This window comes from Brachybacterium vulturis (genome assembly GCF_043641765.1).
Classification (GTDB): domain Bacteria; phylum Actinomycetota; class Actinomycetes; order Actinomycetales; family Dermabacteraceae; genus Brachybacterium; species Brachybacterium vulturis_A.
In genome coordinates, this window is record NZ_JBHZRO010000010.1 from 19,360 (window position 1) to 44,859 (window position 25,500).

The following is a 25,500-nucleotide window of genomic DNA, read 5'->3' on the forward strand; positions in this document are numbered from 1 at the left end:
GACAGAGGGGACGGCTGACCATGGCGTCGACGATTTCGGTCGAGTTCTGCGGGCAGTGGTGGCGCGTCGAGGACGTGGAGGAGCTGACCATCGGCCGGGAGGCCGACCTCACCGTCGACGAGGACAACCCGTTCCTCCATCGGCGCTTCCTCACCATCGTCCGGGTCGAGTCGATGTGGTGGCTGGTCAACATCGGATCGCGTCTGTCCGCGACGATCACCGACGGCTCCGGGTCGATGCAGGCGTGGCTCGCACCGGGAGCCCGGATCCCGCTGGTCTTCGATGTGACCAAGGTGGTGTTCACGGCCGGTCCCACCACCTATGACCTCTCGGTGCATGCGGACTCCCCGGAGTTCGCACGGATCGCCGGCCCGGATGATCCGGTGGGGGAGACCACCATGGGGTCGGTGCAGCTGACCCCGAGCCAGAAGCTGCTGATCCTCGCGCTCGCCGAACCGATGCTGGTCCGGGAGGGGTCCGGGATGAGCTCGGTGCCGACCTCGGCCCAGGCCTCGCAGCGGCTCGGCTGGCAGCTGACGAAGTTCAACCGGAAGCTGGACAACGTCTGCGACAAGCTCGACCGGCTCGGGGTGCGCGGCCTGCGGGGCGGCCCCGGCAAGCTCGCCAGCAACCGCCGCGCCCGCCTGGTCGAGCACGCGGTGTTCTCACGGCTGGTCACCTCCGAGGACCTGCCGCTGCTGGAGCAGGCCGGGCAGACGGACGACGACTGAGGCGTCGGCCCTCCCTCGCGGACGGCCGGATATCCAGGACCACCACGAACACTGACGGAACGGGTCGCCCCGGTGGGGGCGTCCCAGCAGGCGGCCGAGGGGCCCGCCAGGGGGAGGGACACCGATGCGCATCAAGCTCACGCTGCGCAGGCCCGAGGATCGGCTGACCGATCTGGAGGTCACAGCCGATGCCACGGCGACGGTCGCGGACGTCGCGAGTGCGCTGTACCTGGCCGATCCGCTGCGCAGCGACCTCGAGGCGCCGGAAGGGCTGACCCTCCAGGTGCAGGACCCCGGCGCCGGCCCGGGCGCGAAGGGCGTGCGCTCGCTGGACCGCGAGATCGATCTGATCCAGGCCGGTCTGCGCTCCGGCAGCGTCGTCTCCATCGCCCGCTCCTCGACGGAGTACGCCACCCGTTCGGAGTCCCGCGGAGCGGCGGTCGCGCTGCTGCGGGTGCTCTCCGGGCCCGAGGCGGGGCGGGAGTTCCCGCTGCCGTCCGGCTCGAGCGTCGTGGGCCGCGAGGGGGATCTGGACATCCGGATCGCCGATCCGATGCTCTCCAAGCGCCATGCCCGCATCAATGTCGGAGACTCGATCGAGATCGTGGACCTGCAGTCCTCCAACGGCGTCGTGCTCGGCGGTGAGCAGGTGCAGCGAGCAGTGATCGGTCCCTCGGACACGGTGCTGATCGGCCAGACCACGTTCTCCGTGATCACTCTGCATCGACTCGGCGGCACCGCTCCGAGCTCACCGGTGGTGGAGTTCAACCGCTCCCCGCGCGTGGTGCCCCGCTTCCCCTACCGGCCGCTGAAGGCACCCACCCCGCCCAAGGAGCCGCAGCCGCAGTTCTTCCCGATCTTCATGTTGTTCGCCCCCCTCCTCATGGGCGGCTTCATGTTCGCGATGACCCGCAGCCCGTACTCGCTGATGTTCGTGTTCATGATGCCGATGATGGCCACAGCCGGGTACCTGAACCGCAAGTTCCAGCAGAAGAAGATGCTCGAGCAGCAGATCGAGAACTTCGAGGAGGGCCTGGCCTCCCTCAAGCGGCGGGTCACGGCCGCGCAGGATCTCGAGCGCGCGGTGCGCCTGGTGGAGACCCCCTCGGCGGCGGACACGGTCGACGCGGCGTTCCGACTGGGCCGACTGCTGTGGACCCATCGACCCGAGCACAATGCCTTCGGCACGGTGCGGCTGGGCCTGGGCATCGCCGAGTCGCGGGTGGGCATCGAGATGCCGGGCGAGAACGACGCGATCACCAAGTACTACGACATGCTCGACGACATGAACGAGGAGTACCGGCTGATCGCCGGGGTGCCGGTGGCGGCGCAGCTCCGCGACGCCGGCAGCATCGGGGTGGCCGGCGGCGGCGACGAGGCCGACGGAGTGGCCCGCGGCATCGTCACCCAGCTCTTCGCCCTCCACTCGCCGGCGGAGGTCGCGATCGCGGCGATCACCTCCCGCTCCAGCCGCGAGCTGTGGCAGTGGCTGAAGTGGCTCCCGCACACCTCGAGCCCCCACTCACCGCTGCCCGGTGACCACCTCGCCGACACCCCGGGGCGCGGAACCTCCCTCCTCTCCCGCATCGAGGAGCTCATAGAGCAGCGGGCCGGGGACGCCCCGCCGCAGCTGCGCACACCGATGACCACCGAGATCGAGGCGGAGCCCGACCTACCGCCGGAGCCGGTCACGCCGCACCTCGTGGTCATCATCGAGGACGACGCCCCGGTGGACCGCGCCCGACTGGTGCGCCTCGCCGAGCGCGGACCGGACGTCGGCGTCCACGTGATCTGGTCCGCATCCAACGTCGCGGCGCTGCCGGCCGCCTGTCGCACCTACGTCTCCGTCGAGGAGGCGGTGGAGGGGGCGAGCGCCGGTCACGTGCGCCTGGGGGAGCGGTTCTACCCGGTCACGGTCGAGACCGTGTCCGTCGAGGTCGCCTCCGGCGTGGCCCGCCACCTGTCTCCGGTGGTCGACGCCGGGGTGCCCATCGACGACGACTCCGATCTGCCCCGCTCGATCTCCTACCTCACGCTCGGCGGCATGGCGATGGCCGAGGACCCGAACTACATCATCGAGCGGTGGAAGGAGAACAACTCCCTCACCCCGCGCGACGGCTCGACGCCGCAGCGGCGCAAGCACGATGCGAACCTGCGCGGGCTGGTCGGCCACAACGGTCAGGACGCCTTCCACCTCGACCTGCGCACCAACGGCCCGCATGCGCTGGTGGGCGGCACCACCGGTGCCGGCAAGTCCGAGTTCCTCCAGGCCTGGGTGCTGGGCATGGCCACGGCCCACAGCCCCGACCGGGTGACGTTCCTGTTCGTGGACTACAAGGGCGGCGCCGCCTTCGCCGATGCCGTCGCGCTGCCGCACACCGTCGGCCTGGTCACCGACCTCTCCCAGCATCTGGTGCGGCGTGCGCTCACCTCGCTGCGCGCGGAGCTGCACCACCGCGAGCATCTGCTGAACCGGAAGAAGGCGAAGGACCTGGTCTCCCTGGAGCGCACCGGTGATCCCGAGGCGCCGCCCAGCCTGATCATCATCGTCGATGAGTTCGCGGCGCTGGCCAAGGAGATCCCTGAATTCGTCGACGGCGTCGTGGACGTCGCGGCCCGAGGCCGCTCCCTGGGACTGCACCTGATCCTCGCCACCCAGCGACCCGCCGGCGTCATCAAGGACAACCTGCGCGCCAACACCAACCTCCGCATCGCGCTGCGCATGGCCGACGAGGCCGACTCCAAGGACATCCTGGGGGACAAGATGGCCGCGCACTTCGACCCCGGCATCCCGGGCCGCGGTGCCGCCAAGACCGGCCCCGGACGCATCGCCACCTTCCAGTCCGGCTACGCCGGCGGCTGGACCACCGACGAACCCGAACGGGCCCGGATCGACATCGTCGAGAAGGATTTCGGCACCGGCGAGCAGTGGGACCTCCCCGCCCCGCCCACCCCGGAGGTCGAGGACCCCGGCCCCCACGACATCTCCCGCGTGGTCTCCACCGTCGTGGCGGCGGCGGAGAGCGCCGGGGTGCCGGCACCGAGGAAGCCCTGGCTGTCCGAGCTGGCCGAGGCCTACGACCTCTCCCGGCTGCCCAGCCGACGCACCGACGAGGAGCTGCTGCTGGGGGTGATGGACGTCCCCGAGGAGCAGGCCCAGCCGACGACCTCGTACTTCCCGGACCGGGACGGCAACATGGCCGTCTACGGCACCGGGGGCTCCGGCAAGTCCACCACGCTGCGCACCCTGGCGATCTCCGCCGCCTCCACGGTCCGCGGCGGGCCCGTGCACGTCTACGGCCTCGACTTCGGCGCCTCCGGACTGACGATGCTCGAGGAGCTCCCGCACGTGGGCACGATCGTCGCGGGGGACGACGAGGAGCGGGTGATCCGCCTGCTGCGGACCCTGCGCCAGATGATCGACGAGAGGTCGAAGGCGTTCGCGAAGCTCCGAGCCGGATCGGTGACCGAGTACCGCGAGCTGGCCGAGAAGCCGGACACCCCTCGCATCCTGTTGCTGGTCGACGGCATGGCCGCCTTCCGCGAGGCCTACGATTACTCGAGCCTCTCGAAGTGGTTCACGACCTTCGTCCAGATCGCGACCGACGGTCGCCAGGTGGGCGTGCACGTGATCGTGACCGGCGACCGCCCCAACGCGATCCCGACCTCGCTGGGCTCCTCGATCCAGCGCCGCCTGATCCATCGCATGGCGAGCGACGACGACTACGTCTCCTTCGGCGAGCCCAAGGACGTCCTGGACGGCGGCTCCCCGCCCGGGCGCGCCATCCAGGACGGCCACGAGGTGCAGGTCGCCGTGCACGGCGGCGATGCCAACGTCGCGCTCCAGTCCCGCGAGGTCGCCAGGCTCGCCGAGGCGATGCGCCGGGCCGGGGTGCCGGAGGCCCCGGAGATCAAGCGTCTGCCCGAGCGGGTGGAGCTGGCCTCCCTGCGTCCGACCGTCGGCGGCATGCCGGTGCTGGGCCTGGCCGACGAGACCCTGGCCGAGCTCACCTTCGAGCCGCGGGGCGCCTTCATGGTCACCGGCCCGATGGGCTCGGGCCGCACCACCGCGATGCTCACCATCGCGACCGGCCTGAAGGCGATGGAGGAGCCGATGCGCCTGGTCCGCTTCTCCTCACGGCGGACGCCCTTGACCGGGCTGCCGGTCTGGGACGTCGAGGCGTCGGATCCGGAGACGGTCCGCGAGCTCGCGGGACAGCTGCGCCGGACCATCGAGTCCGGGACCGTGGGGGAGGGCAAGCTCGCCCTGTTCATCGACGGCGTCGCGGACTTCACCGGCAGCGGGGTCGAGAACGACCTGGACAAGCTGATCCGGGCGAGCACCCGTGAGGGTCAGTTCGTGGTCGGTGAGAACGAATCGGCCTCGTGGTCGCAGGCTTATGTGCTCGCCCAGCCCTTCAAGGCGGGCCGGCGCGGTCTCCTGCTGCAGCCGAGCGACATGGACGGCGGCTCCCTGCTCGGGACCGGGCTGGGGAGGATCCGTCGCGCGGACTTCCCCCCGGGCCGCGGATTCCTCGTGCACAGCGGCCGCGCGTTGAAACTGCAGGTCGCACAGGTCACAACCGGCTGAGGGCGGGGGGTGTCGGGTCGCGGCAGGACCGAGTCGGCGGCGTCCCGTGCGGCGGGGGGACTCCGCTGGGCACCTCCGTCCCCATGGGGACTCCTCCCCATGGTCCGCGTCCACGGAGCGCTCTACAGTGAGTGCTGTCGACCACGTCATCAACCGGTGCACCTCAGCGGGGCGCGGGTGCGAGTCATCAGGAAGGGGAACCCGAACCGTGAACGCGACGAAGGGTATGAACGTCGAAGAGGTCCGGCGGATGTCGGCTCAGCTGCACGATGCGGCCGAGGAGATCACCAGGATCGAGCAGGAGCTGACCAGCGGCCTCGGGGATGTGGACTGGACCGGGCCCGATGCCGATCGTTTCCGCGGCCAGTGGCAGAGCGAGATGGTGCCTGCACTGCAGCAGATCATGAACTCGGTGAGCGAGCTGGGACGATCGGCCGACCGCCACGCGTCCGAGCAGGAGGCCACCTCGTCCCACTGAGGGGAGCCGCTCCGGCACCGGCGAGCAGGGCGAGGCCCGGGCGGACACCCCGCTCGGGCCGTCGTCATGCCTGGAAGATGCCTGATATGTTGACCGTCGTCAGAGGTGGGACGAACGGAGCAGATCCATGGCGAAGAGCATCGAATACCCGAGCGCGGACTTCCCCGGACCGCCACGGATCACCGTCGAGGTGCCGGACGACTGGGAGACGCTGACGGTCCCCGGGGTCCAGGTCGCGGTCGCCCAGCCCCGGGTGGAGGGGGCGTTCCGGGCGAACGTTGTGGTCACCGTGCAGAGGTTCGGTCCGGAGTTCACCCTCGAGGCCGCCCGAGCCGGCCTCGACCAGCGCAAGGCAGCGCTGCCGGAGCTCGAGGAGCTCGGCACCGGCGAGATCGAGGTGGACGGCGCCACCTGGATCGCCAGCGAGTACGGATACACCCAGCCCGGGCGTCCCACGGTGGTCCAGGCTGCGCGCTACGCGGTCATCGACCGCGGCGGGGTGGCCACCGACGTCCTGGAGCTCGTGGGCAGCTGCGGGGCCGAGAGCGCCGATGACGAGATCGAGACCGTCCGCACCATCCAGGATTCGCTGCGCGTCACGCTCGACTGAGCATCCCGCCGCGTGCCTCCAGCACCGAGCACCCGTCCCGGCCCCGGCCCCCGCTCAGGGGGACGGGGCCGGTGGCATGAGCCGGGCGTGGGGAGTCCCGGACGGGGAGTCGTCCCCATCGCCCGGGGGTGGGCCCCAGGGCTGTCCCAAGGGCCTCGGGCGGAGCCGGCGGCTGGTGGTTGTCCACAGCGCCGAAGAACCGTGATCCCTGCCCTGACCTCGGAAGATGCCTGACACCGCAGATGGGGAGGAGCATGGGGAGTTGTCCCCATCGCCAGGGGAGCACGGGGGCTCTAGGGTGGTGTCATCACCTGGGGAACAGGGCGAGCAGGCGGTCAGTGGCCGCGGAGGTCCTCCCCGGTGGGTGGGGACAGTTTTCACTACGACATGGAGGACACCATGAAGAAGGGCATGAATCCGGAGGCCGTCGAGCAGATGAGCCAGCAGATCGAGCAGGCCGGCGAGGACGCGATGGCCGCGTTCACGGAGGTTGCGGGTCGGGTCGAGGGTTTCGACTGGACCGGTGAGGACCGGGACCGGTTCGTCGGTGAGTTCACCGGGACGATGCAGGAGCTCGCGCAGAGGGTGAGGCAGGGCTGCACCGAGCTCGCGGAGCGGGGCAGGCAGAACGCGGCGAAGCAGCGTGCCGCCTCGTCGTCCTGACCGTCAGCGGTTCAGTTTCTTTTCTTGTGCAGTATGCGGCCCCGGTGCGGGGCGAAAGGGGTAGGTCATGGCTTTCAAGGGTATGAATCCGGAAGAGGGTCGCGAGATCGCGATGTCGATCTCCGAGACCGGTCAGAAGATCATGGAGATCGTCGGGGACATGACCCCGATCGTGAACGGTGTGGAGTGGGTCGGTGCGGACTACGACACGTACCGCGAGGAGTGGAACACCTTCATGGGTGGTCCGGTGGCGAACCTGGTCAACGGGCTCCAGGAGAAGGGCAAGGCGCTGGAGGCCCACGCTGAGCAGCAGGACACCACCTCGAACCAGGGCTGAGTTCCCGGTTCCCGGTTCCCGGTTCTTCGTCCGGTCCGCGGAAGGTCCCGCACCCGTGCTGGGTGCGGGACCTTCCTGCACGCCGACGCCGGACGGCTCGTCACGGCTCGTGCAGTCGATGTCGGCGGAGGCAGCCGGCCTCAGCGGTAGTTGACGAACTGGAGCGCGACGTCGAGGTCCTTGCCCTTGAGCAGGGCGATGACGGACTGCAGATCATCCCGGCTCTTGGAGGAGACCCGCAGCTCGTCGCCCTCGATCCGGGCCTTGACGGCCTTGGGCCCCTCGTCGCGGATCAGCTTCGAGATCTTCTTGGCGTCCTCGGCGCTGATGCCCTCCTTGAGCGCTGCCACCAGTCGCATGTCCTTGCCGGACTGCGTCGGCTCGCCCACGTCGAGCGCCTTGAGCGAGATGCCCCGGCGGATGAGCTTGGACTGCAGCACGTCGAGCACGGCCAGCACCCGCTCCTCCGCGTTGGCGGTCATCACGATCTCGTCCCCGCTGAGGGTGAGTGATGCTCCGGTGTTCCGGAAGTCGTAGCGCTGGCCGACCTCCTTCACTGCCTGGTTGACAGCGTTGTCGATCTCCTGACGATCGAGCTTGCTGACGATGTCGAACGATGAATCTGCCACGGTGGGTCCTTCCTTCGTGCGGCCGCCCGGACGGGCCGCCACCTCATTGTCCACGAGCACCCGGAGCAGCTGTGACGCTCTTCATGCGCCGGAGGGCTGCTCCCGGTTCGCATCGGCGGCGCAGCGCCGGTATGCTGGTCCAGGTCCGCTTCCGGCGGCCACGCGATCCAGGTCGCATGGGCAACGGGAGCAGTCACGGCAGATTACCCGAGCGGCCAAAGGGAGCTGACTGTAAATCAGCTGGCATTGCCTACGGGGGTTCGAATCCCTCATCTGCCACGGCGGAGGGTCCATGTGATCCGAAGCACCGGGACCAGTCCCCGAATTGCCTCCGGGCGAGGAGATGGGTAAAGTTCACCGGGTTGCCCTGATAGCTCAGTCGGCAGAGCGTCTCCATGGTAAGGAGAAGGTCAAGGGTTCGATTCCCTTTCAGGGCTCTGATGGATGCGGCGGCCCGGTCTCATTCGAGATCGGGCCGCCGCATCGGTCACGCCGGGGTAGCTCAGACGGTTAGAGCGCACGACTCATAATCGTGAGGTCGCGGGTTCGATCCCCGCCCTCGGTACCACACCGGTTCCCACCGGAGTGCTGAATCCACATCCCCCGAGCACGGGGACCCACGAGGTGCGCCGCCGGGCGCGCCACCCGGACGAAAGAGGCGAACCGTGGCGAGCAAGAGCTCTGACGTGCGTCCCAAGATCACCATGGCTTGTGTTGATTGCAAGGCGCGCAACTACATCACCAAGAAGAACCGCCGTAACACCCCGGATCGGCTCGAGCTCTCGAAGTTCTGCCCGACCTGCGGCAAGCAGACGGTGCACCGCGAGACCCGCTGAGCAGGTCCAGCACGCTTCCACGAAGGCCACCCGGGATCACCCCGGGTGGCCTTCGTCATGCCCGGGGCGCGGCGCGGAGCGCGCACCGGACGGCGCCGCCCGGCCTGGCCGCCCCGTCGACCGGGCGGTGAGATGATCGTGGGGTCCGCACCCGTCGGCCCCGGCCGACCCGACCTCGGGAGACGCCATGACCACCACCCCCGATCCCGCCTTCGCCGGGCGCACCTACCCGGCGGGGCCCGTGCATACGGTCTCGGCCGCGAAGATCGCCGAGTTCGCCCGCGCCACCGGCGCGACCTCGCCGCTGCACACCGACCCTGACGCGGCACGCCGCGCCGGCCATGCCGGAGTCCTCGCCCCGCCCACCTTCCTGGTCTCCCTCGCGCAGGCCACCGAGGCCCAGTACATCGAGGACCCCGAAGCCGGGATCGACTTCAGCCGGGTCGTCCACGGCGAGGAGACCTTCACCCTGCACCGGCCCGTGGTCGCCGGGGACCAGCTGGTCCCCACCCTCACCGTCGAGGGGGTCCGGGCCGCCGGCGGCCACACGATGGTCACCACCCGCGTGGACCTCGCCGACCCGACCGGCGCCGAGGTCGCCGCGGTGCGCAGCATGATCGTCGTCCGCGGCGACTGACCACCGGCACCGGGCCCGTCGGCCCGCCGCACGCCCGTCCCGCCCGATTCCAGGAGCAGACATGACCACCACCCCCGCCCCCGCGGACCTGACCGCGCTGACCGTCGGCCAGGAGCTCGCCCGCACCCGCCACGAGCTCACCCGCGACACCCTGGTGCGGTACGCCGGTGCCTCCGGCGACTTCAACCCGATCCACTACAACGACGCCGTCGCCGCCGAGGCCGGACTTCCGGGTGTCATCGCCCACGGCATGCTCACCATGGGCACCGCGATCACCGGCCTGCTCGACGCCATCGCCGACCCCACCGCGGTGCGTGCGTACACCACCCGGTTCACCCACCCGATCCCGGTGCCCGCCACCGGCTTCGTGACCCTCGAGGTCGTCGCCGTCGTCGGCGCGCTCGATGCGGAGGCCGGCACCGCCCGGGTGGACCTCACCGCCGAGGTCGACGGGACGAAGGTGCTCGGTCGTGCCCGCGCCACCCTCTCCCTCCCGGACGCCGCATGAGATTCTCCGACCTCACCACGCTGCGCATCGGCGGCGAGATCCGGAAGCTCGTCGAGGCCCGCACCGCCGACGAGGTCATCGAGGCCGTCGCCGCGGCCGATGCCGCCGGGGAGCCGCTCCTGGTGCTCGGCGGCGGCTCGAACCTGGTCGCCTCCGATGAACCCTTCTCCGGGACCGTCGTGCTGCTGCGGGATCCCGAGGACCCGCCGCTGCTGGACGCCACCTGCGAGGTGGGCGCCTCCGGGGAGCCCGACGGCGTCCCCGTCGACCCCGCCGAGCTCACCCCGCTGGACCCCACCTGCGGCGGTGCCATCGTCGAGTACTTCGCCGGGGCGAGCTGGGATCGGGCGGTGCGCTATGCGATCGCCCGCGAGATGGTCGGGATCGAGGCACTCTCGGGCATCCCCGGCTCCGTCGGCGCCACCCCCATCCAGAACGTCGGTGCCTACGGCCAGGAGGTCGCCGCCACCATCTCCCGGGTGCGCACCTGGGACCGGGAGCAGAACGCGGTGCGCACCTTCTTCGCCGCCGACTGCGGCTTCGCCTACCGCGACAGCATCTTCAAGCGCACCCGCTATTCCGGGGCCGCGCCCTCGGGGACCGGACGCTATGTCGTGCTCTCGGTGACCTTCCAGCACACCCTCGGACATCGCTCCGCCCCGATCCGCTACGCGCAGCTCGCCGCCGCTCTCGGGGTCGAGGTGGGGGAGCGGGCCCCCATGCACGAGGTGCGCGCGGCGGTGCTGGCCATCCGCGGCTCCAAGGGCATGGTGCTGGATGCGCGCGATCACGACACCTGGAGCGCCGGCTCCTTCTTCACCAATCCGATCCTCACCGCGCAGGACGCCGCGCTCCTGCCTGCGGACGCGCCCCGCTTCCCGGTCGGGGATGACCGGGTCAAGACCAGCGCCGCCTGGCTGATCAGCCACGCCGGCATCGAACGGGGACATGCGGTGGGGCAGCGGGCCGCCGTCTCCAGCAAGCACTCCCTGGCGCTGACCAACCGCGGCGGGGCGAGCAGCGAGGATCTGGTGGCCCTCGCCCAGGACGTCCAGTCCCGGGTCCAGGAGAGCTTCGGGATCCACCTGGAACCCGAACCGGTCCGCCTCGGCCTCGATCTCTGACCCGGTGCGTGGCGGGAGCGGTGTCCGTCCTAAGATGTCGGGACGGTGCCCGCCGCCGTCCCGCCCCGATCCTGCAGGAGGCCCTGTGAACGTCCTCGACCAGTCCATCGCCGAACTCGACCCGGACATCGCCCAGGTCCTCGACAAGGAGCTGGCCCGCCAGCAGCGCACGCTGGAGATGATCGCGAGCGAGAACTTCGTGCCGCGCGCGGTGCTGCAGGCCCAGGGCTCGGTGCTGACCAACAAGTACGCCGAGGGCTATCCGGGCCGGCGCTACTACGGCGGCTGTGAAGAGGTCGACGTCGCCGAGCAGATCGCGATCGACCGCGCCAAGGAGCTGTTCGGTGCCGAGCACGCGAACGTCCAGCCCCACTCCGGTGCCTCCGCCAACGCAGCGGTCATGCACGCCCTGGCCCGCCCCGGTGACAAGCTGATGGGCCTCTCGCTCGCCCACGGCGGCCATCTCACCCACGGCATGAAGATCAACTTCTCCGGTCGCCTGTACGACATCGTCGCCTACGAGACCGAGGCGGAGACCGGCCAGATCGACATGGCCAGGGTGCGGGAGCTGGCCGTGGCCGAGCAGCCGAAGGTGATCGTCGCCGGCTGGTCCGCGTACACCCGCCAGCTGGACTTCCCCGCCTTCCGCGAGATCGCCGACGAGGTCGGTGCGATCCTCTGGGTCGACATGGCGCACTTCGCCGGTCTGGTCGCCGCAGGCCTGCACCCCAGCCCCGTCCCCTACGCGGACGTCGTCTCCACCACCATCCACAAGACCATCGGCGGTCCTCGCTCCGGCATGATCCTGTGCACCCAGAAGTGGGCCAAGAAGATCGATTCGGCGGTGTTCCCCGGACAGCAGGGCGGTCCCCTGATGCACGTCATCGCCGCCAAGGCCGTGGCCCTCAAGCTCGCCGCCGGCGCGGACTTCAAGGACCGTCAGGCCCGCACCCTGGACGGGGCGAAGATCCTCGCCGAGCGCCTCCAGGCGGAGGATGCGCAGCAGGCCGGGGTGAAGGTGATCTCCGGTGGCACCGATGTGCACCTGGTGCTGGTGGATCTGGTGGACAGCGAGCTCGACGGCCAGCAGGCGGAGGATCGCCTCCACGAGGTCGGCATCACCGTGAACCGCAACGCCGTCCCCAACGACCCGCGCCCGCCGCGCGTCACCTCGGGCCTGCGCATCGGCACGCCCGCCCTCGCCACCCGGGGTTTCGGCGCGGAGGAGTTCACCGAGGTCGCCGACGTCATCGCGCTGGCGCTGACCGGCGGCGCCGACCTCGAGTCGCTGCGCGCCCGCACCGCGGTCCTGGCCGAGAAGACACCGCTCTATCCCGAGCTGCAGCAGTACTGAGCGTCGCCGTGGGGCCCGGCGCACGAGCGCCGGCCCCCACCGCCGTCCCCGCCACGCACCCACCACCCCTCAGGAGCGCCATGACTGCCCAGACCCTCGACGGCAAGGCCACCGCGACCACCATCAAGCAGGAGCTCACCGAGCGCGTGACCCGGCTCCTGGACGCCGGCCACGAGCGCCCGGGCCTGGCGACCGTGCTGGTCGGGGATGATCCCGGCAGCGCCGCGTATGTGCGCGGCAAGCACCGCGACAGCGAGCAGATCGGGCTGACCTCGATCCAGAAGCACCTCCCGGCCGACGCCACCCAGGCGGACGTCGAGGCCCTGGTCGACGCACTGAACGCGGACCCGTCCTGCACCGGGTACATCGTGCAGCTCCCGCTGCCCGCGCAGATCGACACCGACGCGATCCTGGAGCGGATCGACCCCGTCAAGGACGCCGACGGACTGCATCCGATGAACCTCGGCCGCCTGGTGCTGAACGCCAACGCACCCCTCCACACCCCCTTGCCCTGCACCCCGCGCGCCGTGATCGAGCTGGCCGAGCGCCACGGCCTGGACTTCCGGGGCAAGGACGTCGTGGTCGTCGGCCGCGGCATCACCGTGGGCCGCTCCATCGGCGCCCTGCTGACCCGTCGCGAGCACAATGCGACGGTGACCCTGTGCCATACCGGCACCGCCGACCTCCCCTCCCACCTGCGTCGCGCCGACGTGATCGTCGCCGCCGCAGGCTCCGCGCACCTGGTGCGCGCCGAGGACGTCGCCCCCGGCGCGGTCGTGTTCGACGTCGGCGTCTCCCGCCGGGAGGACCCCGCGGGCGGGAAGGCCGCACTCGTCGGAGATGTGGAGCCGGCGGTCGCAGAGGTCGCCGGCTGGCTCAGCCCCAACCCCGGTGGCGTCGGGCCGATGACCCGTGCGCTGCTGCTGAAGAATGTCGTCGAGGCGGCCGAGCGCGCCGCCGGGATCGAGGTGCCCGCGTGAGCTTCACCGTCGCCACCGTCAACGTCAACGGCCTGCGCGCCGCCGCTCGGAAGGGAATGGGCGACTGGCTCGCCGCCACCCCCGCCGACGTCGTCACCCTGCAGGAGGTGCGGGCGCCCGAGGAGCTGCTCGGCGGCCTGCTGGGGGAGGACTGGACCGTCGTGGGAGAGGCCTCGCAGCTCAAGGGCCGCGCCGGTGTCGCGATCGCCGCCCGCGCCTCGCTGGCGGGGATCGACCTGGCCGGCGTGCGCCGCGGCCTGCCCGGCCTGGACGCGGACGCGCACACCGGCCGCTGGCTCGAAGCAGACCTCGCGGACCCGCTCGGCGACGGCACCGCGATGACCGCCATCTCCTGCTACATGCACTCGGGCAACACCGAGAAGCCGCAGACCATGACGGACAAGTACGAGTTCCTCGACGTGATGATGGAGCGCCTGGAGACGCTCCGCGGAAAGGGCCGTCATGTCCTCCTCACCGGGGACATCAACATCGCCCACACCGAATGGGACATCAAGAACTGGAAGGGCAATCGGAAGTCCGCCGGGTTCCTGCCCGAGGAGCGCGCCTACCTCGACCGGCTCACGGGAGAGCTCGGCTGGGTGGACGTGCACCGCACCCTGTACGGCGACGGGCCCGGCCCGTACACCTGGTGGTCCCAGCGGGGCAAGGCCTTCGACAACGACTCCGGCTGGCGGATCGACTATCAGCTGGCCACCCCGGAGCTGGCCGCTCGCGCCGCCTGGGCACAGGTGGACCGCGCTCCCAGCTATGACACCCGCTGGTCCGACCACGCGCCCCTGGTGATCAGCTACTCCTGAGCAGCGCCGCCCGGCTCTCCCGGGCCGCCGACGGTGCTATCCTCGCTCCGTCAGGCGGGCCCGCGACGGGGTTGGTGCCGGTGCTCTCACAAGGGGCACGAACCCCCGGGCGGCCCCGGGGCGAGACATATACGGACTGCGCACCGCGTTCGCATATCTCTCGGAAGGACCCCTCCATGGCCATCGTCTCCACCCATGTCGCCCGCACCCTCGCCCAGCACATCCACGAGGTGTTCGGCCTCATGGGCAACGGCAACGCCTACTTCCTCGACGCCCTGCTGCGCGAGACCGACGCGACCTTCAGCGCCGTCCGCCATGAGGCCGGGGCCGTGGTCGCCGCCGATGCGCACTTCCGCACCTCCGGCCGGATCGCCGCGGCGACCACCACCTACGGCGCCGGCTTCACCAACACGCTCACCGCCCTCGCCGAGGCCGCCCAGGCCCGGATCCCGCTGGTGCTCGTGGTGGGGGACGAGCCCACCTCCGGACCCCGCCCCTGGGACGTCGACCAGATCGCGATGAGCTCCGCCGTCGGGGTGCGCACCTACACCGTCGGCCGGATCGACGCCGCCGCCGCCACCGTCACCGCGATCGAGCACGCCCTGGCGTACCGGGTGCCGGTGGTGCTGGCGATCCCCTATGACGTCGCCCAGCGAGAGATCGGCGAGGTCCCCACGGTGCCCGGCCCCGGGCACCCCGCGCCCCTGGCCCCGACCGCGGACTTCACCCGCGCCGCGATCGAGCGTCTGGCCTCGCTGCTGGCTGCGGTGGAGCGTCCGCTGCTGCTGGCCGGGCACGGCGCCTGGCTGGCCGGCGCGGGCCCCGCCCTCGGCGAGCTCGCGGCCGCGACCGGCGCGGTCACCTCGACCACGGCGCTGGGGCGAGGCATCTTCCCCGAGGCCCGCTTCGACATCGGGATCTCCGGCGGCTTCGGCGCCCCCGGCGCGATGGAGCTGGTCCGCTCCGCCGATGTCGCCGTGGTGGTCGGAGCCGGGCTGAACCAGTTCACGATGCGTTTCGGGGAGCTGTTCGCCCCGCACACCGCGGTGTGGCAGATCGACACCGCCGCCTCCGCCACCAACGCCCGGGTCGGAGGATTCGTGCGGGCCGACGCGCGACTCGCGGTCGAGGCCGTCACCGCGGCGCTGCCCGCCCGGCAGAGCGCGGTCCAGCCGTGGCGCGAGAGCATCGACGCCTCGGCGCTGCGCGCCCAGGTCACCGGCCCCGAGCTCGCCGAGGACGGACTGCTGGACCCCCGGGCCGCAGCCGCGCGGCTGGCCGAGCTGCTTCCGGAGGACCGCGTGGTCGTCTCCGACGGCGGCCACTTCATCGCCTGGGCGAACATGTACTGGCCGGTCGCCGCACCGCACCGGATGGCGATGGTCGGCACCGCCTATCAGTCGATCGGCCTGGGCTGGCCCAGCGTGCCCGGGGCCGCCCGCGCCAATCCCGACTCGACCATCGTGCTGACCACCGGCGACGGGGGAGGCGTGATGGCCCTGGCGGATCTGGACTCCGCCGTGCGGACCGCCGGCGGTCGGGGCCTGGCCGTGGTGTGGAACGACGCCGCCTACGGCGCCGAGGTGAACCTCTACGGGCTCAAGGGCCTGGCCGCCGAGCCGATGCTGATCGACCGGATCGACTTCGCCGCCTATGGAGCCGCCGCCGGCGCTGAGGGCGTCGTGGTCCGTCGCCTGGAGGACCTCGAGCGCCTGCGCACCTGGAGCCGGGAGGACCCCGCGGAGCGGCCGTTCCTGGTGCTGGATCTGCAGATCTCCCGGTCGGTCATCGCGCCGTACCAGGAAGAGGTCATCCGCGTGAACTCCTGAGCGAGCAGCCGCAGGCCGGCCGCGCCCCGCTGCGCCGCTCCCGCTCGCCATGAGGCCCCGCCCGGAGCTTTCCCGGGCGGGGCCTCATGGCGAGCGGGCGGAGCGGTCAGACCCGGCCGGTGATCACGGCCTGCTTCACCTCGGAGATCGCCTTGGTCACCTGGATCCCGCGGGGGCAGGCCTCGGTGCAGTTGAAGGTGGTGCGGCAGCGCCACACGCCCTCCTTGGAGTTCAGGATCTCCAGGCGCTGCTCGCCGGCGTCATCGCGCGAATCGAAGATGAAGCGGTGGGCGTTGACGATCGCGGCCGGGCCGAAGTACTGCCCGTCGGTCCAGAACACCGGGCACGAGGAGGTGCAGGCGGCGCACAGGATGCACTTGGTGGTGTCGTCGAAGCGCTCCCGCTGCTCGGCGGACTGCAGACGCTCCCGGCTGGGCTCCTGCCCCCCGGCGACCAGGAACGGCATCACCTCGCGGTAGGAGTCGAAGAACGGCTCCATGTCGACGATCAGATCCTTCTCCACCGGCAGGCCCTTGATGGGCTCGACGGTGATCGGCTTGTTGATGTCGAGGTCCTTGAGCAGCGTCTTGCAGGCCAGACGGTTGCGGCCGTTGATCCGCATCGCGTCCGAACCGCAGACGCCATGGGCGCAGGAACGGCGGAAGGTCAGCGAACCGTCCAGGTGCCACTTGATCTCGTGGAGGGCGTCCAGCACACGGTCCGTGCCGTGCATCGTGACGGTGAAGTCCTCCCAGCGGGCCCCCTTCTCGCTGTCCGGGTCGAAGCGGGAGATGCGCAGCGTGACCTGGAACGAGGGGATCTCGCCAGCGCCGGACTCGGCCTCGGGCTTCTCAGTGACGGCAGTCATCAGAACGTACGCTCCTTCGGCTCGTAACGGGTGATCACGACGGGCTTGGTGCCCAGCCGGACCGAGGTTCCCTCGAGGCCGTCCTCACCCGGCAGGGTGCGGTAGGCCATGGTGTGCGCGAGGAAGTTGACGTCATCGCGCGTGTCGTGGTCCTCCCGGAAGTGGCCGCCGCGGGACTCCCTGCGCTCGAGCGCACCGAGCGCCACGATCTCCGCGAGGTCCAGCAGGAAGCCCAGCTCCACCGCTTCCATCAGGTCCAGGTTGTAGCGCCTGCCCTTGTCCTGGATGGCGACGGTCTCGTAGCGCTTCTTGAGCTCCTTGATATCGGCCAGGGCCGTGCGGCAGGTCTCGTCGGTACGGAACACCTGGACGTTCGCGTCCATCGTCTCCTGCAGCGCGATGCGGATATCCGCGATGCGGTCCTCGGTCGCGGGCCGGTCGCGCAGGCGCTGGAGCAGCTCCACGGTGGGGGCCTCGAGCCCCTCGGGCAGCTCCGGCAGATCCACCTCGTCGGCATGCTCCGCGGCGGCGATGCCGGCGCGGCGGCCGAAGACGTTGATGTCCAGCAGCGAGTTGGTGCCCAGGCGGTTGCCGCCGTGCACCGAGACGCAGGCGGTCTCGCCCGCGGCATACAGCCCGGGGATCACGTCGGTCGCGTTGCGCAGCACCTCACCACGGATGTTGGTGGGGATGCCGCCCATGCCGTAGTGCGCGGTGGGGAACACCGGGATCGGGTCCGTGTACGGCTCCACACCGAGGTAGGTGCGGGCGAACTCGGTGATGTCCGGGAGCTTCGCGTCGATGTGCGAGGGCTCCAGGTGGGTGAGGTCGAGGTAGACGTAGTCCTTCTTGGGACCGGCGCCGCGACCCTCACGCACCTCGTTCGCCATCGCACGTGCCACCACGTCGCGGGGGGCGAGGTCCTTGAGCGTGGGGGCGTAGCGCTCCATGAAGCGCTCCATCTCGTTGTTGCGCAGGATGCCACCCTCGCCGCGGGCCGCCTCGGAGAGCAGGATGCCCAGCCCGGCCAGGCCCGTGGGGTGGAACTGGAAGAACTCCATGTCCTCCAGCGGGATGCCGCGGCGGAAGGCCATGGCGGGGCCGTCACCGGTGAGGGTGTGGGCGTTCGAGGTGGTCTTGAAGATCTTGCCGAAGCCGCCCGAGGCGAACACCACCGACTTCGCACGGAAGATGTGGATCTCGCCGGTGGCCAGCTCGTAGGTGACCACACCGGAGGCGCGCACGCCCCCGTCACTGCGGGGATCCCCGGTCATCAGCACATCGAGCACGTAGTACTCGTTGAAGAACTCCACGTCCTGCTTCACGCAGTTCTGGTAGAGCGTCTGCAGGATCATGTGACCGGTGCGGTCCGCCGCGTAGCAGGAGCGCCGCACCGGCGCCTCGCCGTGGTCGCGGGTGTGCCCGCCGAAGCGGCGCTGGTCGATCTTGCCCTCGGGGGTGCGGTTGAAGGGCAGTCCCATCTTCTCCAGGTCGAGCACCGCGTCGATGGCCTCCTTGGCCATCACCTCCGCCGCATCCTGGTCCACGAGGTAGTCACCGCCCTTGACGGTGTCGTAGGTGTGCCACTCCCAGTTGTCGTCCTCGACGTTGGCCAGCGCGGCGCACATGCCGCCCTGGGCCGCACCGGTGTGGGAGCGTGTGGGGTAGAGCTTGGTGACGACGGCGGTGCGGGCGCGCTTGGAGGATTCCAGGGCGGCGCGCATGCCGGCGCCGCCGGCGCCGACGATCACCACGTCGTAGTTATGGGTCTGCATGTCGGGTGACTGCTCCGTTTCGGGTCGACCGGGAAGTGGGGTGGGGCGACCGGCGGGCCGGCCGTCCGGGGTGTCAGCCCTCGCAGAAGGAGGGCAGCAGGCTCGGCTCGGCGCCGGTGGGGCATGCATCGAAGGTGAAGATCACCAGGGTGCCCAGGATGATCGTGACGATCACGGCGAAGTAGAGCAGGCCCTTGAGGACCAGCCGGAGGCGGTCGCTGCGCGCATAGTCGTTGATGATCGTGCGCACGCCGTTGCCGCCGTGGATCAGCCCCAGCCACAGCATCAGCAGGTCCCAGACCTGCCAGAAGGGGGAGGACCACTTGCCGCCGACGAAGGCGAAGTCGATGGCCTGGACGCCCTCGCCCAGCCACAGGTTCACGAAGAGGTGGCCGAAGACGAGGATGACCAGCAGGAGCCCGGAGGCGCGCATGAACATCCACGAGAGCATCTCGGCGTTGATCCCGCGCTGGGCGGTACGGCGGTAGCGGGTGCTCGGATCGGGGATGGAGGTGGTGGACATCGAGATCACGCTCCGAACATGTGCATGAGATGGCGAGGGAGGAAGCCGGCCATGAGGACGACCCACACGACCACGACGCCCCAGAACAGGGAGCGCTGACGCCGGGGGCCCTGGGACCAGAAGTCCACCAGGATCAGGCGCAGGCCGTTGAGGGCATGGAAGAGGACCGCGCCGACGAGGCCGACCTCGCCGAGGCCGAACACCACCGTCTTGTAGTGCCCGATCACCTCGTTGTAGGCCTCGGGGGAGACGCGGACGAGAGCGGTGTCCAGGACGTGCACGAGCAGGAACAGGAAGATGAGCATTCCTGAGATGCGGTGGGCGACCCAGGACCACATGCCCGTCGTGTCGCCACGGTAGAGCGTCCCGGATTGGGCTGAAGCCACGGAGATCCTCCAGAAGCGTCGGGATGGTGCCGGGAACAGTGAGGAGATGCCGTGGAGTGCGGCCAGCAGCGAACCGGAGGGATGCTCCGAGCGGCGGTCGCGACGTGGACCGCCCGCGGACGGGCATTTCACGACACGGCGACATCATCATCGCCCCCGACAGGGGCCTCTTCAGCGTAGCACCAGGCAGGGGCTGTGCTGTGCGCTCCGCAGCGAGTCGTCACGGGGTGCGACGGGCCTTCGGGGGATCGGGTCGGCGCTTCGCTACGCTGGGGCGATGCGTCAGCATCCCTTCGTGCCCGTGATCCCGGCCGGTGGCGCCGGGACCCGACTGTGGCCGCTCTCACGCCGTGCGCGTCCGAAGTTCCTGCTGGACCTGACGGGCGAGGGCCGGAGCCTGCTGCAGAGCACGGTGGAGCGACTGGCGTCGCTGGCCGATCATCCACCGATCGTGGTCACCGGCGCCGCGCACGAGGCCGCGGTGCGGCAGCAGCTGGGCGGGTCGGGAGCCGCCCGGGTGGTCGCCGAGCCGTCCCCGCGCAACTCGATGCCGGCGATCGCGCTCGCGGCCGCGCTGGTGGAGCGGGAGCGGCCCGGGGCGATCATCGGCTCCTTCGCCGCCGATCACCTGATCGAGGACCACGAGGCCTTCGCCCGGGCCGTGCTGCTCGCCCGGGAGGCCGCGGAGGGCGGATACCTGGTGACCCTCGGGATCACCCCCACCCATCCCGCCACCGGGTTCGGGTATATCGAAGGGGCGGAGGCAGGCGGTGGTCCCGCCGGGTCGGACCGGCACGCGGCGGGCGGGCGGGGCGCGCTCCCGCCCGGCGTCCACCCCGTGACCCGTTTCGTGGAGAAACCGGACCGTGAGCGCGCCGAGCAGTTCCTGGCCACCGGCCGCTTCCTCTGGAATGCCGGGATGTTCGTGGTGCGGGCCGCGGTGCTGCTGGACGAGCTGGCGGTGCAGATCCCCTCCCTGGCGGCCGGGGTCCGTGAGATCGCCGCCGCGCACGGCACGGACCAGTACCAGGAGGTGCTCGAGCGGGTCTGGCCGCGGCTGACCGCGATCGCGATCGACCACGCGCTGGCCGAGCCCCTGGCCGTCGACGGCAAGGTCGCCGTGGTGCCGGCCGGCTTCGGCTGGGATGACGTGGGGGACTTCGCCGCACTCGCCCGGCAGCTGCGCGAGCATCCGGGCCGGGCCGTCCCGCAGAGCGCGGAGATCCCGCCGTCGGAGGGCGAGGGGCGGGGCGGGGACGGCGGTGATGTCCGGGTGCTGGGAAGCGCCACGGTCGATGCCGTCTACTCCCGGGCCACGGTGTACGGTGCCACGGATCGCCACATCGCCCTGGTCGGGCTGGACGGCATCAGCATCGTCGACACCGAGGACGCGCTGCTGGTGCTCGCCGACGCACAGGCGCAGGACCTCTCCGTGCTCGTCGCGCGCCTCGAGCAGCGCGGGCGGGGCCGTCTGCGCTGACGTCGACCGCCCGCAGCGGCCACCGCGAGGGCGTCGGCCCGCTCCGCACCGGAGGGGGACCGTCCCGGATCGATGCAGGGGAGTGCACAGGTGGAGGAGACGCAGCAGGTCCTGCTGGGAACCGCGGAGCAGCGCTCGATGCTGGGACCGACGGGTCTGATCGCCCGGACCGTCGCCGAGTCCGAGGACGCGCTGCGCGAGGTGCGCAGGCACCTCCACCGCCACCCCGAGCTCTCCCACCAGGAGCACGCCACCACCGATTTCATCGAGGAGCAGCTGCGCGGCCTCGGGCTCTGCCCGCAGCGGATGGCGCACACCGGCCTGATCTGCGACATCCCCGGCGCGGACCCCGCCCTGGGACTGATGGCCCTGCGCGCCGACATGGACGCCCTCGGCATCCCCGAGCTGAGCACCGTCGCCTTCCGCTCGACCGTCGAGGGCGTCTCCCACGCCTGCGGGCACGACGTCCACATGAGCGCCGTCCTCGGCGCGGCGACCGCGCTGGTCCGGGCCGCCGCTGCCGGCGGCCTCCGCCGCGGGGTGCGGCTGGTGTTCCAGCCCGCTGAGGAGATGCATCCCTGCGGCGCCCTCGAGCTGATCGGCCAGGACGTGCTGGAGGGGGTCGACTCGATCCTCGCCCTGCACTGCGACCCGGGGGTCGACGTCGGCCACGTGGGCCTGAAATCCGGCCCCATCACCTCCGCCACCGATCCGGTGAAGGTCCTGGTGCGCGGCGCCGGCGGGCACACCTCGCGCCCCCACCTCACCCAGGACCTCGTCTACGCGCTCGGCTCGATCGCCACCCAGCTCCCGGCGGCGCTGAACCGACGGATGGATCCGCGCTCCGGCGTGAACCTGACCTGGGGCAGCATCCACGCCGGCTCGGCCTTCAACGCGATCCCCAGCAGCGGCACCCTGGAAGGGACCCTGCGCTGCCTGGACCACGAGGCCTGGGACCGGGCGGAGGAGCTGCTGGAGACGATCCTCGCGGATCTCGTGCGCCCCTGGGGCGTGGAGGCGCGGGTGAGCCACGACCGCGGCGTGCCCCCGGTGTCCAACGCCGCCTCGAGCGTCGACGTGCTGGCCTCCGCCGTGCAGGGAGTGCTGGGCCCGGACAACCTCGACCCGACCGCGCAGTCGCTGGGTGGCGAGGACTTCGCCTGGTACCTGGAGAAGGTGCCCGGGGCTCTCGCCCGGCTCGGCACCCGCACCCCGGGAGGGCGCACGTACGACCTGCATATGGGTGATCTGATGATCGATGAACGGGCGATCGGGATCGGTGCCTCGGTGCTCGCGGCCGCCTGCGTCCAGCGGGATCTGCTGCCAGGCTGAGGGCGGCGCCCGCCTCCGGATGACGACGTGCTCGTGCGCGTCCTCCCTTACGTCAGATCCGCGTCGATTTCATAACGGTTCACGGAGTGGGACCGAAGTGCGCCCCGGCGGGTGCTGGCCGCAGATATGGTCCCAAGCACACTGCGACAGCGCTGTCGCCACGGAACCCTCGGGGCGATTCCGGCCCCGCACCTGACCGAAGGAACCTTCATGAAGAGCATCACACGTGCGCTCGCCCTGCTCGGCGCCGGCGCCCTGACCCTCGCCGCCTGCGGCTCGGCCCCCGAGGAGACCGCCGGCGGCGGCGCCAGCGATGGCGGCGGCGCCTCGAGCGACTACAAGGCCTGCATGGTCTCCGACGCCGGCGGCTGGGACGACAAGTCCTTCAACGAGTCCAGCTACCAGGGCCTGATGAATGCGAAGGAGTCCCTCGGGATCCAGACGCAGGCTGCAGAGTCCACGACAGTCTCCGACTTCGCCCCCAACATCAACAACATGGTGACCCAGGGCTGCGACCTGATCATCACCGTCGGCTTCCTGCTGGCCCCGGCCACCGGCGCCGCCGCGCAGGAGCACCCCGACACCGACTTCGCGATCGTCGACTCCACCGCCCAGGACGCCGATGGCAACCCGATCGAGCTCGACAACGTCAAGCCCCTCGAGTTCAACACCGCCGAGGCCGCGTTCCTGGCCGGCTACCTGGCCGCCGGCATGACCGAGACCGGCAAGGTCGCCACCTACGGCGGCGTGGACATCCCCACCGTCACCATCTTCATGGACGGCTACGTCGACGGCGTCGCCCACTACAACGAGACCCATGACGGGGACGTCGAGGTGCTCGGCTGGAACAAGGAGTCCCAGGCCGGCTCCATCGTGGGCACCTTCGAGGACCAGTCCAAGGGCAAGGCCGTCTCCGACGAGTTCTACAACGCGGGCGCCGACATCATCATGCCGGTCGCGGGCCCCGTCGGCGCCGGCACCCTCGCCTCCGCCAAGGAGGGCGAGGACCGCAAGGTGATCTGGGTCGACGCCGATGGCTTCGAGACGAACTCCTCCGACGCCGAGGCCCAGTCCGTCATCCTCACCTCCGTGATGAAGGAGATGACGGTGGCTGTCGAGGACGTCATCGCAGGCGCCGCCGGTGGCGAGTTCGACGCCACCCCGTACGTCGGCACCCTCGAGAACGGCGGTGTGGGCCTGGCCCCGTTCCACGAGTTCGAGGACGATGTCCCCGCCGAGCTGTCCGAGGAGCTGACGACCCTCCAGCAGGAGATCATCGACGGCACCGTGACGGTCGAGTCCGAGGCCTCCCCCGAGGGCTCCTGACCAGCCGCTGACCGGTGCGCGGTCCCCGCCTGCGAGGGCGGGGACCGCGTCCCATGTCTGAACCCCGCTGGGCCGGATGCCCGGCCCGCACCGACGGAAGCGAGCGCTGTGAAACTCGAACTGCGCGGGATCACGAAGACCTTCGGGACCTTCGTGGCCAACGACGCGATCGACCTGGTCGTTCAGCCGGGGGAGATCCACTCCCTGCTGGGCGAGAACGGGGCCGGCAAGTCGACCCTGATGAACGTGCTGTACGGGCTCTATCGTCCCGACGGCGGGCAGATCCTCATCGACGGGGCACCGGTCTCCTTCTCGGACCCCGGTGACGCCATGGATGCCGGTATCGGCATGGTTCACCAGCACTTCATGCTGGTCCCGGTCTTCACCGTCGCCGAGAACATGGTGCTCGGGCACGAGCCGACCAGGGGCGGTCTGCTGGACCTCGCCGCCGCCCGGACGCTGGTGCGCGAGATCTCCGCTCGCTTCGGCTTCGATCTGGATCCCGACGCGCTGGTCGAGGACCTGCCCGTCGGCGCCCAGCAGCGCGTCGAGATCATCAAGGCGCTCAGCCGCAGCGCCGAGGTGCTGGTGCTGGACGAGCCCACCGCGGTGCTCACCCCGCAGGAGACCGACGAGCTGATGGAGATCATGCGTCAGCTGCGCGACGAGGGCACCTCGATCGTGTTCATCACCCACAAGCTCCGCGAGGTCAAAGCCGTCTCCGACCGGATCACCGTGATCCGGCGCGGCAAGGTCGTGGGGGAGGCCGATCCGTCGGCCGACCAGGCCGAGCTCGCCTCACTGATGGTGGGTCGCCAGGTCTCGCTCAACCAGCACAAGGCCGAGGCCGCCCCCGGGGAGGTGGCGCTCGAGGTGACGGACCTGCGGGTGATCGACGCGGCCGGCACGCGCACCCTCGACGGCGTCTCCTTCGAGGTGCGCCATGGCGAGGTGCTCGCCATCGCCGGGGTGCAGGGCAACGGCCAGACCGAGCTCACCGAGGCGCTGCTGGGACTGCAGCCGACGGTCCACGGCTCCGCGAAGCTCGCGGGGAGGGAACTGGTGGGACGGACCACGAAGCAGGTGCTCGACGCCGGCATCGGCTTCGTCCCCGAGGACCGCACCCACGACGCGCTGGTCGCCGACTTCTCGGTCGCCGAGAACCTGGTGCTGGATCAGCACGACCGCCCGCCCTTCGGCAGCGCGCTGGCGATGAGGCTGAAGCCCATCCGGGAGAACGCGGAGCAGCTGATCCCCGAGTTCGACATCCGCACCGGCTCCTCCGCCGCGACGGTCTCCACCCTGTCCGGCGGCAACCAGCAGAAGGTCGTGATGGCGCGCGCGCTCCACCGCGAGCTCACCCTGCTGATCGCCTCCCAGCCCACCCGCGGCGTGGACGTGGGCTCCATCGAGTTCCTGCATCGCCGCATCCTCGACGAGCGCGACAAGGGCACACCGGTCGTGATCGTCTCCACGGAGCTCGATGAGGTCACCCAGCTCGCGGACCGCATCGCCGTCATGTACGGCGGGAAGATCCTGGGGATCGTTCCCGGGAGCGAGGACCGGGACGTGCTCGGCCTGATGATGGCCGGCTACAGCGTCGACGCCGCGCGGGAGGCCGTCGCCTCCGGCGCCCGGACCACCGATTCCCAGCTCGCCGACGAAGGAGAGATCGAATGACGTCC

At 70.7% G+C, this 25,500-nt stretch carries 23 protein-coding genes and 3 tRNA genes; 21 read left to right on the forward strand and 5 right to left on the reverse strand.

Translation table 11 applies throughout. The annotated features are described in order from the left end of the window. The first annotated feature begins 20 nt into the window (after positions 1-20). The 6 genes from ACHUEU_RS09325 (at position 21) to ACHUEU_RS09350 (ending at position 7,410) form a co-directional block, all read left to right on the forward strand. The gene (locus tag ACHUEU_RS09325; protein WP_394215664.1) at positions 21-731 is read left to right on the forward strand and encodes an FHA domain-containing protein; all 711 of its coding nucleotides are present in this window, start codon (positions 21-23) and stop codon (positions 729-731) included. Between the two features lie 124 nt (positions 732-855). Beyond that, positions 856-5,322 (forward strand): FtsK/SpoIIIE domain-containing protein, encoded by a 4,467-nt coding sequence (locus ACHUEU_RS09330; RefSeq protein WP_394215665.1) that lies wholly within the window; start codon positions 856-858, stop codon positions 5,320-5,322. A gap of 208 nt (positions 5,323-5,530) precedes the next feature. After that, positions 5,531-5,800, forward strand: a complete 270-nt coding sequence (locus tag ACHUEU_RS09335) for a WXG100 family type VII secretion target (protein ID WP_394215666.1) — start codon at positions 5,531-5,533, stop codon at positions 5,798-5,800. Positions 5,801-5,927: 127 nt separating this feature from the next. Continuing rightward, the gene (locus ACHUEU_RS09340; protein ID WP_394215668.1) at positions 5,928-6,410 is read left to right on the forward strand and encodes a hypothetical protein; all 483 of its coding nucleotides are present in this window, start codon (positions 5,928-5,930) and stop codon (positions 6,408-6,410) included. 399 nt (positions 6,411-6,809) lie between these two features. Next, positions 6,810-7,073 (forward strand): hypothetical protein, encoded by a 264-nt coding sequence (locus ACHUEU_RS09345; RefSeq protein ID WP_394215670.1) that lies wholly within the window; start codon positions 6,810-6,812, stop codon positions 7,071-7,073. Between the two features lie 67 nt (positions 7,074-7,140). Then, the gene (locus tag ACHUEU_RS09350; RefSeq protein ID WP_394215671.1) at positions 7,141-7,410 is read left to right on the forward strand and encodes a hypothetical protein; all 270 of its coding nucleotides are present in this window, start codon (positions 7,141-7,143) and stop codon (positions 7,408-7,410) included. 140 nt (positions 7,411-7,550) lie between these two features. On the opposite strand, the gene ACHUEU_RS09355 is transcribed toward ACHUEU_RS09350, so the two are convergent. Continuing rightward, complete coding sequence (locus ACHUEU_RS09355; RefSeq protein ID WP_394215672.1) at positions 7,551-8,039, reverse strand: YajQ family cyclic di-GMP-binding protein; 489 nt, start codon at positions 8,037-8,039, stop codon at positions 7,551-7,553. Between the two features lie 197 nt (positions 8,040-8,236). Between ACHUEU_RS09355 and ACHUEU_RS09360 the strand changes: the two genes are divergently transcribed. The 11 genes from ACHUEU_RS09360 to ACHUEU_RS09410 all read left to right on the forward strand — a co-directional run bounded on the left by ACHUEU_RS09360 (position 8,237) and on the right by ACHUEU_RS09410 (position 16,125). Continuing rightward, positions 8,237-8,318, forward strand: a tRNA-Tyr gene (locus ACHUEU_RS09360). Positions 8,319-8,403: 85 nt separating this feature from the next. Next, positions 8,404-8,476, forward strand: a tRNA-Thr gene (locus tag ACHUEU_RS09365). 54 nt (positions 8,477-8,530) lie between these two features. Next, positions 8,531-8,607 (forward strand) — tRNA-Met (locus tag ACHUEU_RS09370). A 97-nt stretch (positions 8,608-8,704) separates the two neighbouring features. Beyond that, positions 8,705-8,875, forward strand: coding sequence for a 50S ribosomal protein L33 (gene rpmG, locus ACHUEU_RS09375; protein WP_184324414.1), 171 nt, complete (start codon positions 8,705-8,707; stop codon positions 8,873-8,875). A gap of 187 nt (positions 8,876-9,062) precedes the next feature. After that, a complete protein-coding gene (locus tag ACHUEU_RS09380) occupies positions 9,063-9,512 on the forward strand; it encodes an FAS1-like dehydratase domain-containing protein (protein WP_394215673.1) in 450 nt (149 codons plus the stop codon). A gap of 61 nt (positions 9,513-9,573) precedes the next feature. Continuing rightward, on the forward strand, positions 9,574-10,020 hold the full coding sequence (locus ACHUEU_RS09385; protein WP_394215674.1) for a MaoC/PaaZ C-terminal domain-containing protein: 447 nt from the start codon (positions 9,574-9,576) through the stop codon (positions 10,018-10,020). Continuing rightward, positions 10,017-11,144, forward strand: coding sequence for a UDP-N-acetylmuramate dehydrogenase (locus tag ACHUEU_RS09390; RefSeq protein WP_394215676.1), 1,128 nt, complete (start codon positions 10,017-10,019; stop codon positions 11,142-11,144). Before ACHUEU_RS09385 ends, ACHUEU_RS09390 begins: the two co-directional genes overlap by 4 nt. Before the next feature lie 85 nt (positions 11,145-11,229). Further along, the gene (locus ACHUEU_RS09395) at positions 11,230-12,498 is read left to right on the forward strand and encodes a serine hydroxymethyltransferase (RefSeq protein ID WP_394215678.1); all 1,269 of its coding nucleotides are present in this window, start codon (positions 11,230-11,232) and stop codon (positions 12,496-12,498) included. Positions 12,499-12,578: 80 nt separating this feature from the next. Further along, positions 12,579-13,478 (forward strand): bifunctional methylenetetrahydrofolate dehydrogenase/methenyltetrahydrofolate cyclohydrolase, encoded by a 900-nt coding sequence (locus ACHUEU_RS09400; RefSeq protein ID WP_394215680.1) that lies wholly within the window; start codon positions 12,579-12,581, stop codon positions 13,476-13,478. Beyond that, positions 13,475-14,296: an exodeoxyribonuclease III gene (locus ACHUEU_RS09405; protein WP_394215681.1), complete on the forward strand. Its 822-nt coding sequence runs from the start codon at positions 13,475-13,477 to the stop codon at positions 14,294-14,296. The genes ACHUEU_RS09400 and ACHUEU_RS09405 overlap by 4 nt, the downstream gene beginning before the upstream one ends. 176 nt (positions 14,297-14,472) lie before the next feature. Further along, a complete protein-coding gene (locus tag ACHUEU_RS09410; RefSeq protein ID WP_394215683.1) occupies positions 14,473-16,125 on the forward strand; it encodes a thiamine pyrophosphate-binding protein in 1,653 nt (550 codons plus the stop codon). Positions 16,126-16,231: 106 nt separating this feature from the next. Here ACHUEU_RS09410 and ACHUEU_RS09415 read toward each other — a convergent pair whose 3' ends face one another. The 4 genes from ACHUEU_RS09415 to sdhC all read right to left on the reverse strand — a co-directional run bounded on the left by ACHUEU_RS09415 (position 16,232) and on the right by sdhC (position 19,677). Beyond that, complete coding sequence (locus tag ACHUEU_RS09415) at positions 16,232-16,993, reverse strand: succinate dehydrogenase iron-sulfur subunit (RefSeq protein WP_394215685.1); 762 nt, start codon at positions 16,991-16,993, stop codon at positions 16,232-16,234. Further along, a complete protein-coding gene (sdhA, locus tag ACHUEU_RS09420) occupies positions 16,993-18,768 on the reverse strand; it encodes a succinate dehydrogenase flavoprotein subunit (RefSeq protein ID WP_394215686.1) in 1,776 nt (591 codons plus the stop codon). Before sdhA ends, ACHUEU_RS09415 begins: the two co-directional genes overlap by 1 nt. 73 nt (positions 18,769-18,841) lie before the next feature. Beyond that, complete coding sequence (locus tag ACHUEU_RS09425; protein ID WP_394215687.1) at positions 18,842-19,291, reverse strand: succinate dehydrogenase hydrophobic membrane anchor subunit; 450 nt, start codon at positions 19,289-19,291, stop codon at positions 18,842-18,844. A gap of 5 nt (positions 19,292-19,296) precedes the next feature. Continuing rightward, positions 19,297-19,677, reverse strand: coding sequence for a succinate dehydrogenase, cytochrome b556 subunit (sdhC, locus tag ACHUEU_RS09430; RefSeq protein ID WP_394215689.1), 381 nt, complete (start codon positions 19,675-19,677; stop codon positions 19,297-19,299). A gap of 277 nt (positions 19,678-19,954) precedes the next feature. Here sdhC and ACHUEU_RS09435 point away from each other — a divergent pair, with 277 nt between their 5' ends. The 4 genes from ACHUEU_RS09435 to ACHUEU_RS09450 all read left to right on the forward strand — a co-directional run bounded on the left by ACHUEU_RS09435 (position 19,955) and on the right by ACHUEU_RS09450 (position 25,495). Further along, a complete protein-coding gene (locus tag ACHUEU_RS09435; RefSeq protein WP_394215690.1) occupies positions 19,955-21,157 on the forward strand; it encodes a mannose-1-phosphate guanylyltransferase in 1,203 nt (400 codons plus the stop codon). A 90-nt stretch (positions 21,158-21,247) separates the two neighbouring features. Continuing rightward, the gene (locus ACHUEU_RS09440; protein ID WP_394215692.1) at positions 21,248-22,489 is read left to right on the forward strand and encodes a M20 family metallopeptidase; all 1,242 of its coding nucleotides are present in this window, start codon (positions 21,248-21,250) and stop codon (positions 22,487-22,489) included. 210 nt (positions 22,490-22,699) lie between these two features. Next, positions 22,700-23,815, forward strand: a complete 1,116-nt coding sequence (locus ACHUEU_RS09445) for a BMP family lipoprotein (RefSeq protein ID WP_394215693.1) — start codon at positions 22,700-22,702, stop codon at positions 23,813-23,815. A 108-nt stretch (positions 23,816-23,923) separates the two neighbouring features. Further along, on the forward strand, positions 23,924-25,495 hold the full coding sequence (locus ACHUEU_RS09450; protein WP_394215695.1) for an ABC transporter ATP-binding protein: 1,572 nt from the start codon (positions 23,924-23,926) through the stop codon (positions 25,493-25,495). Positions 25,496-25,500: the final 5 nt, after the last annotated feature.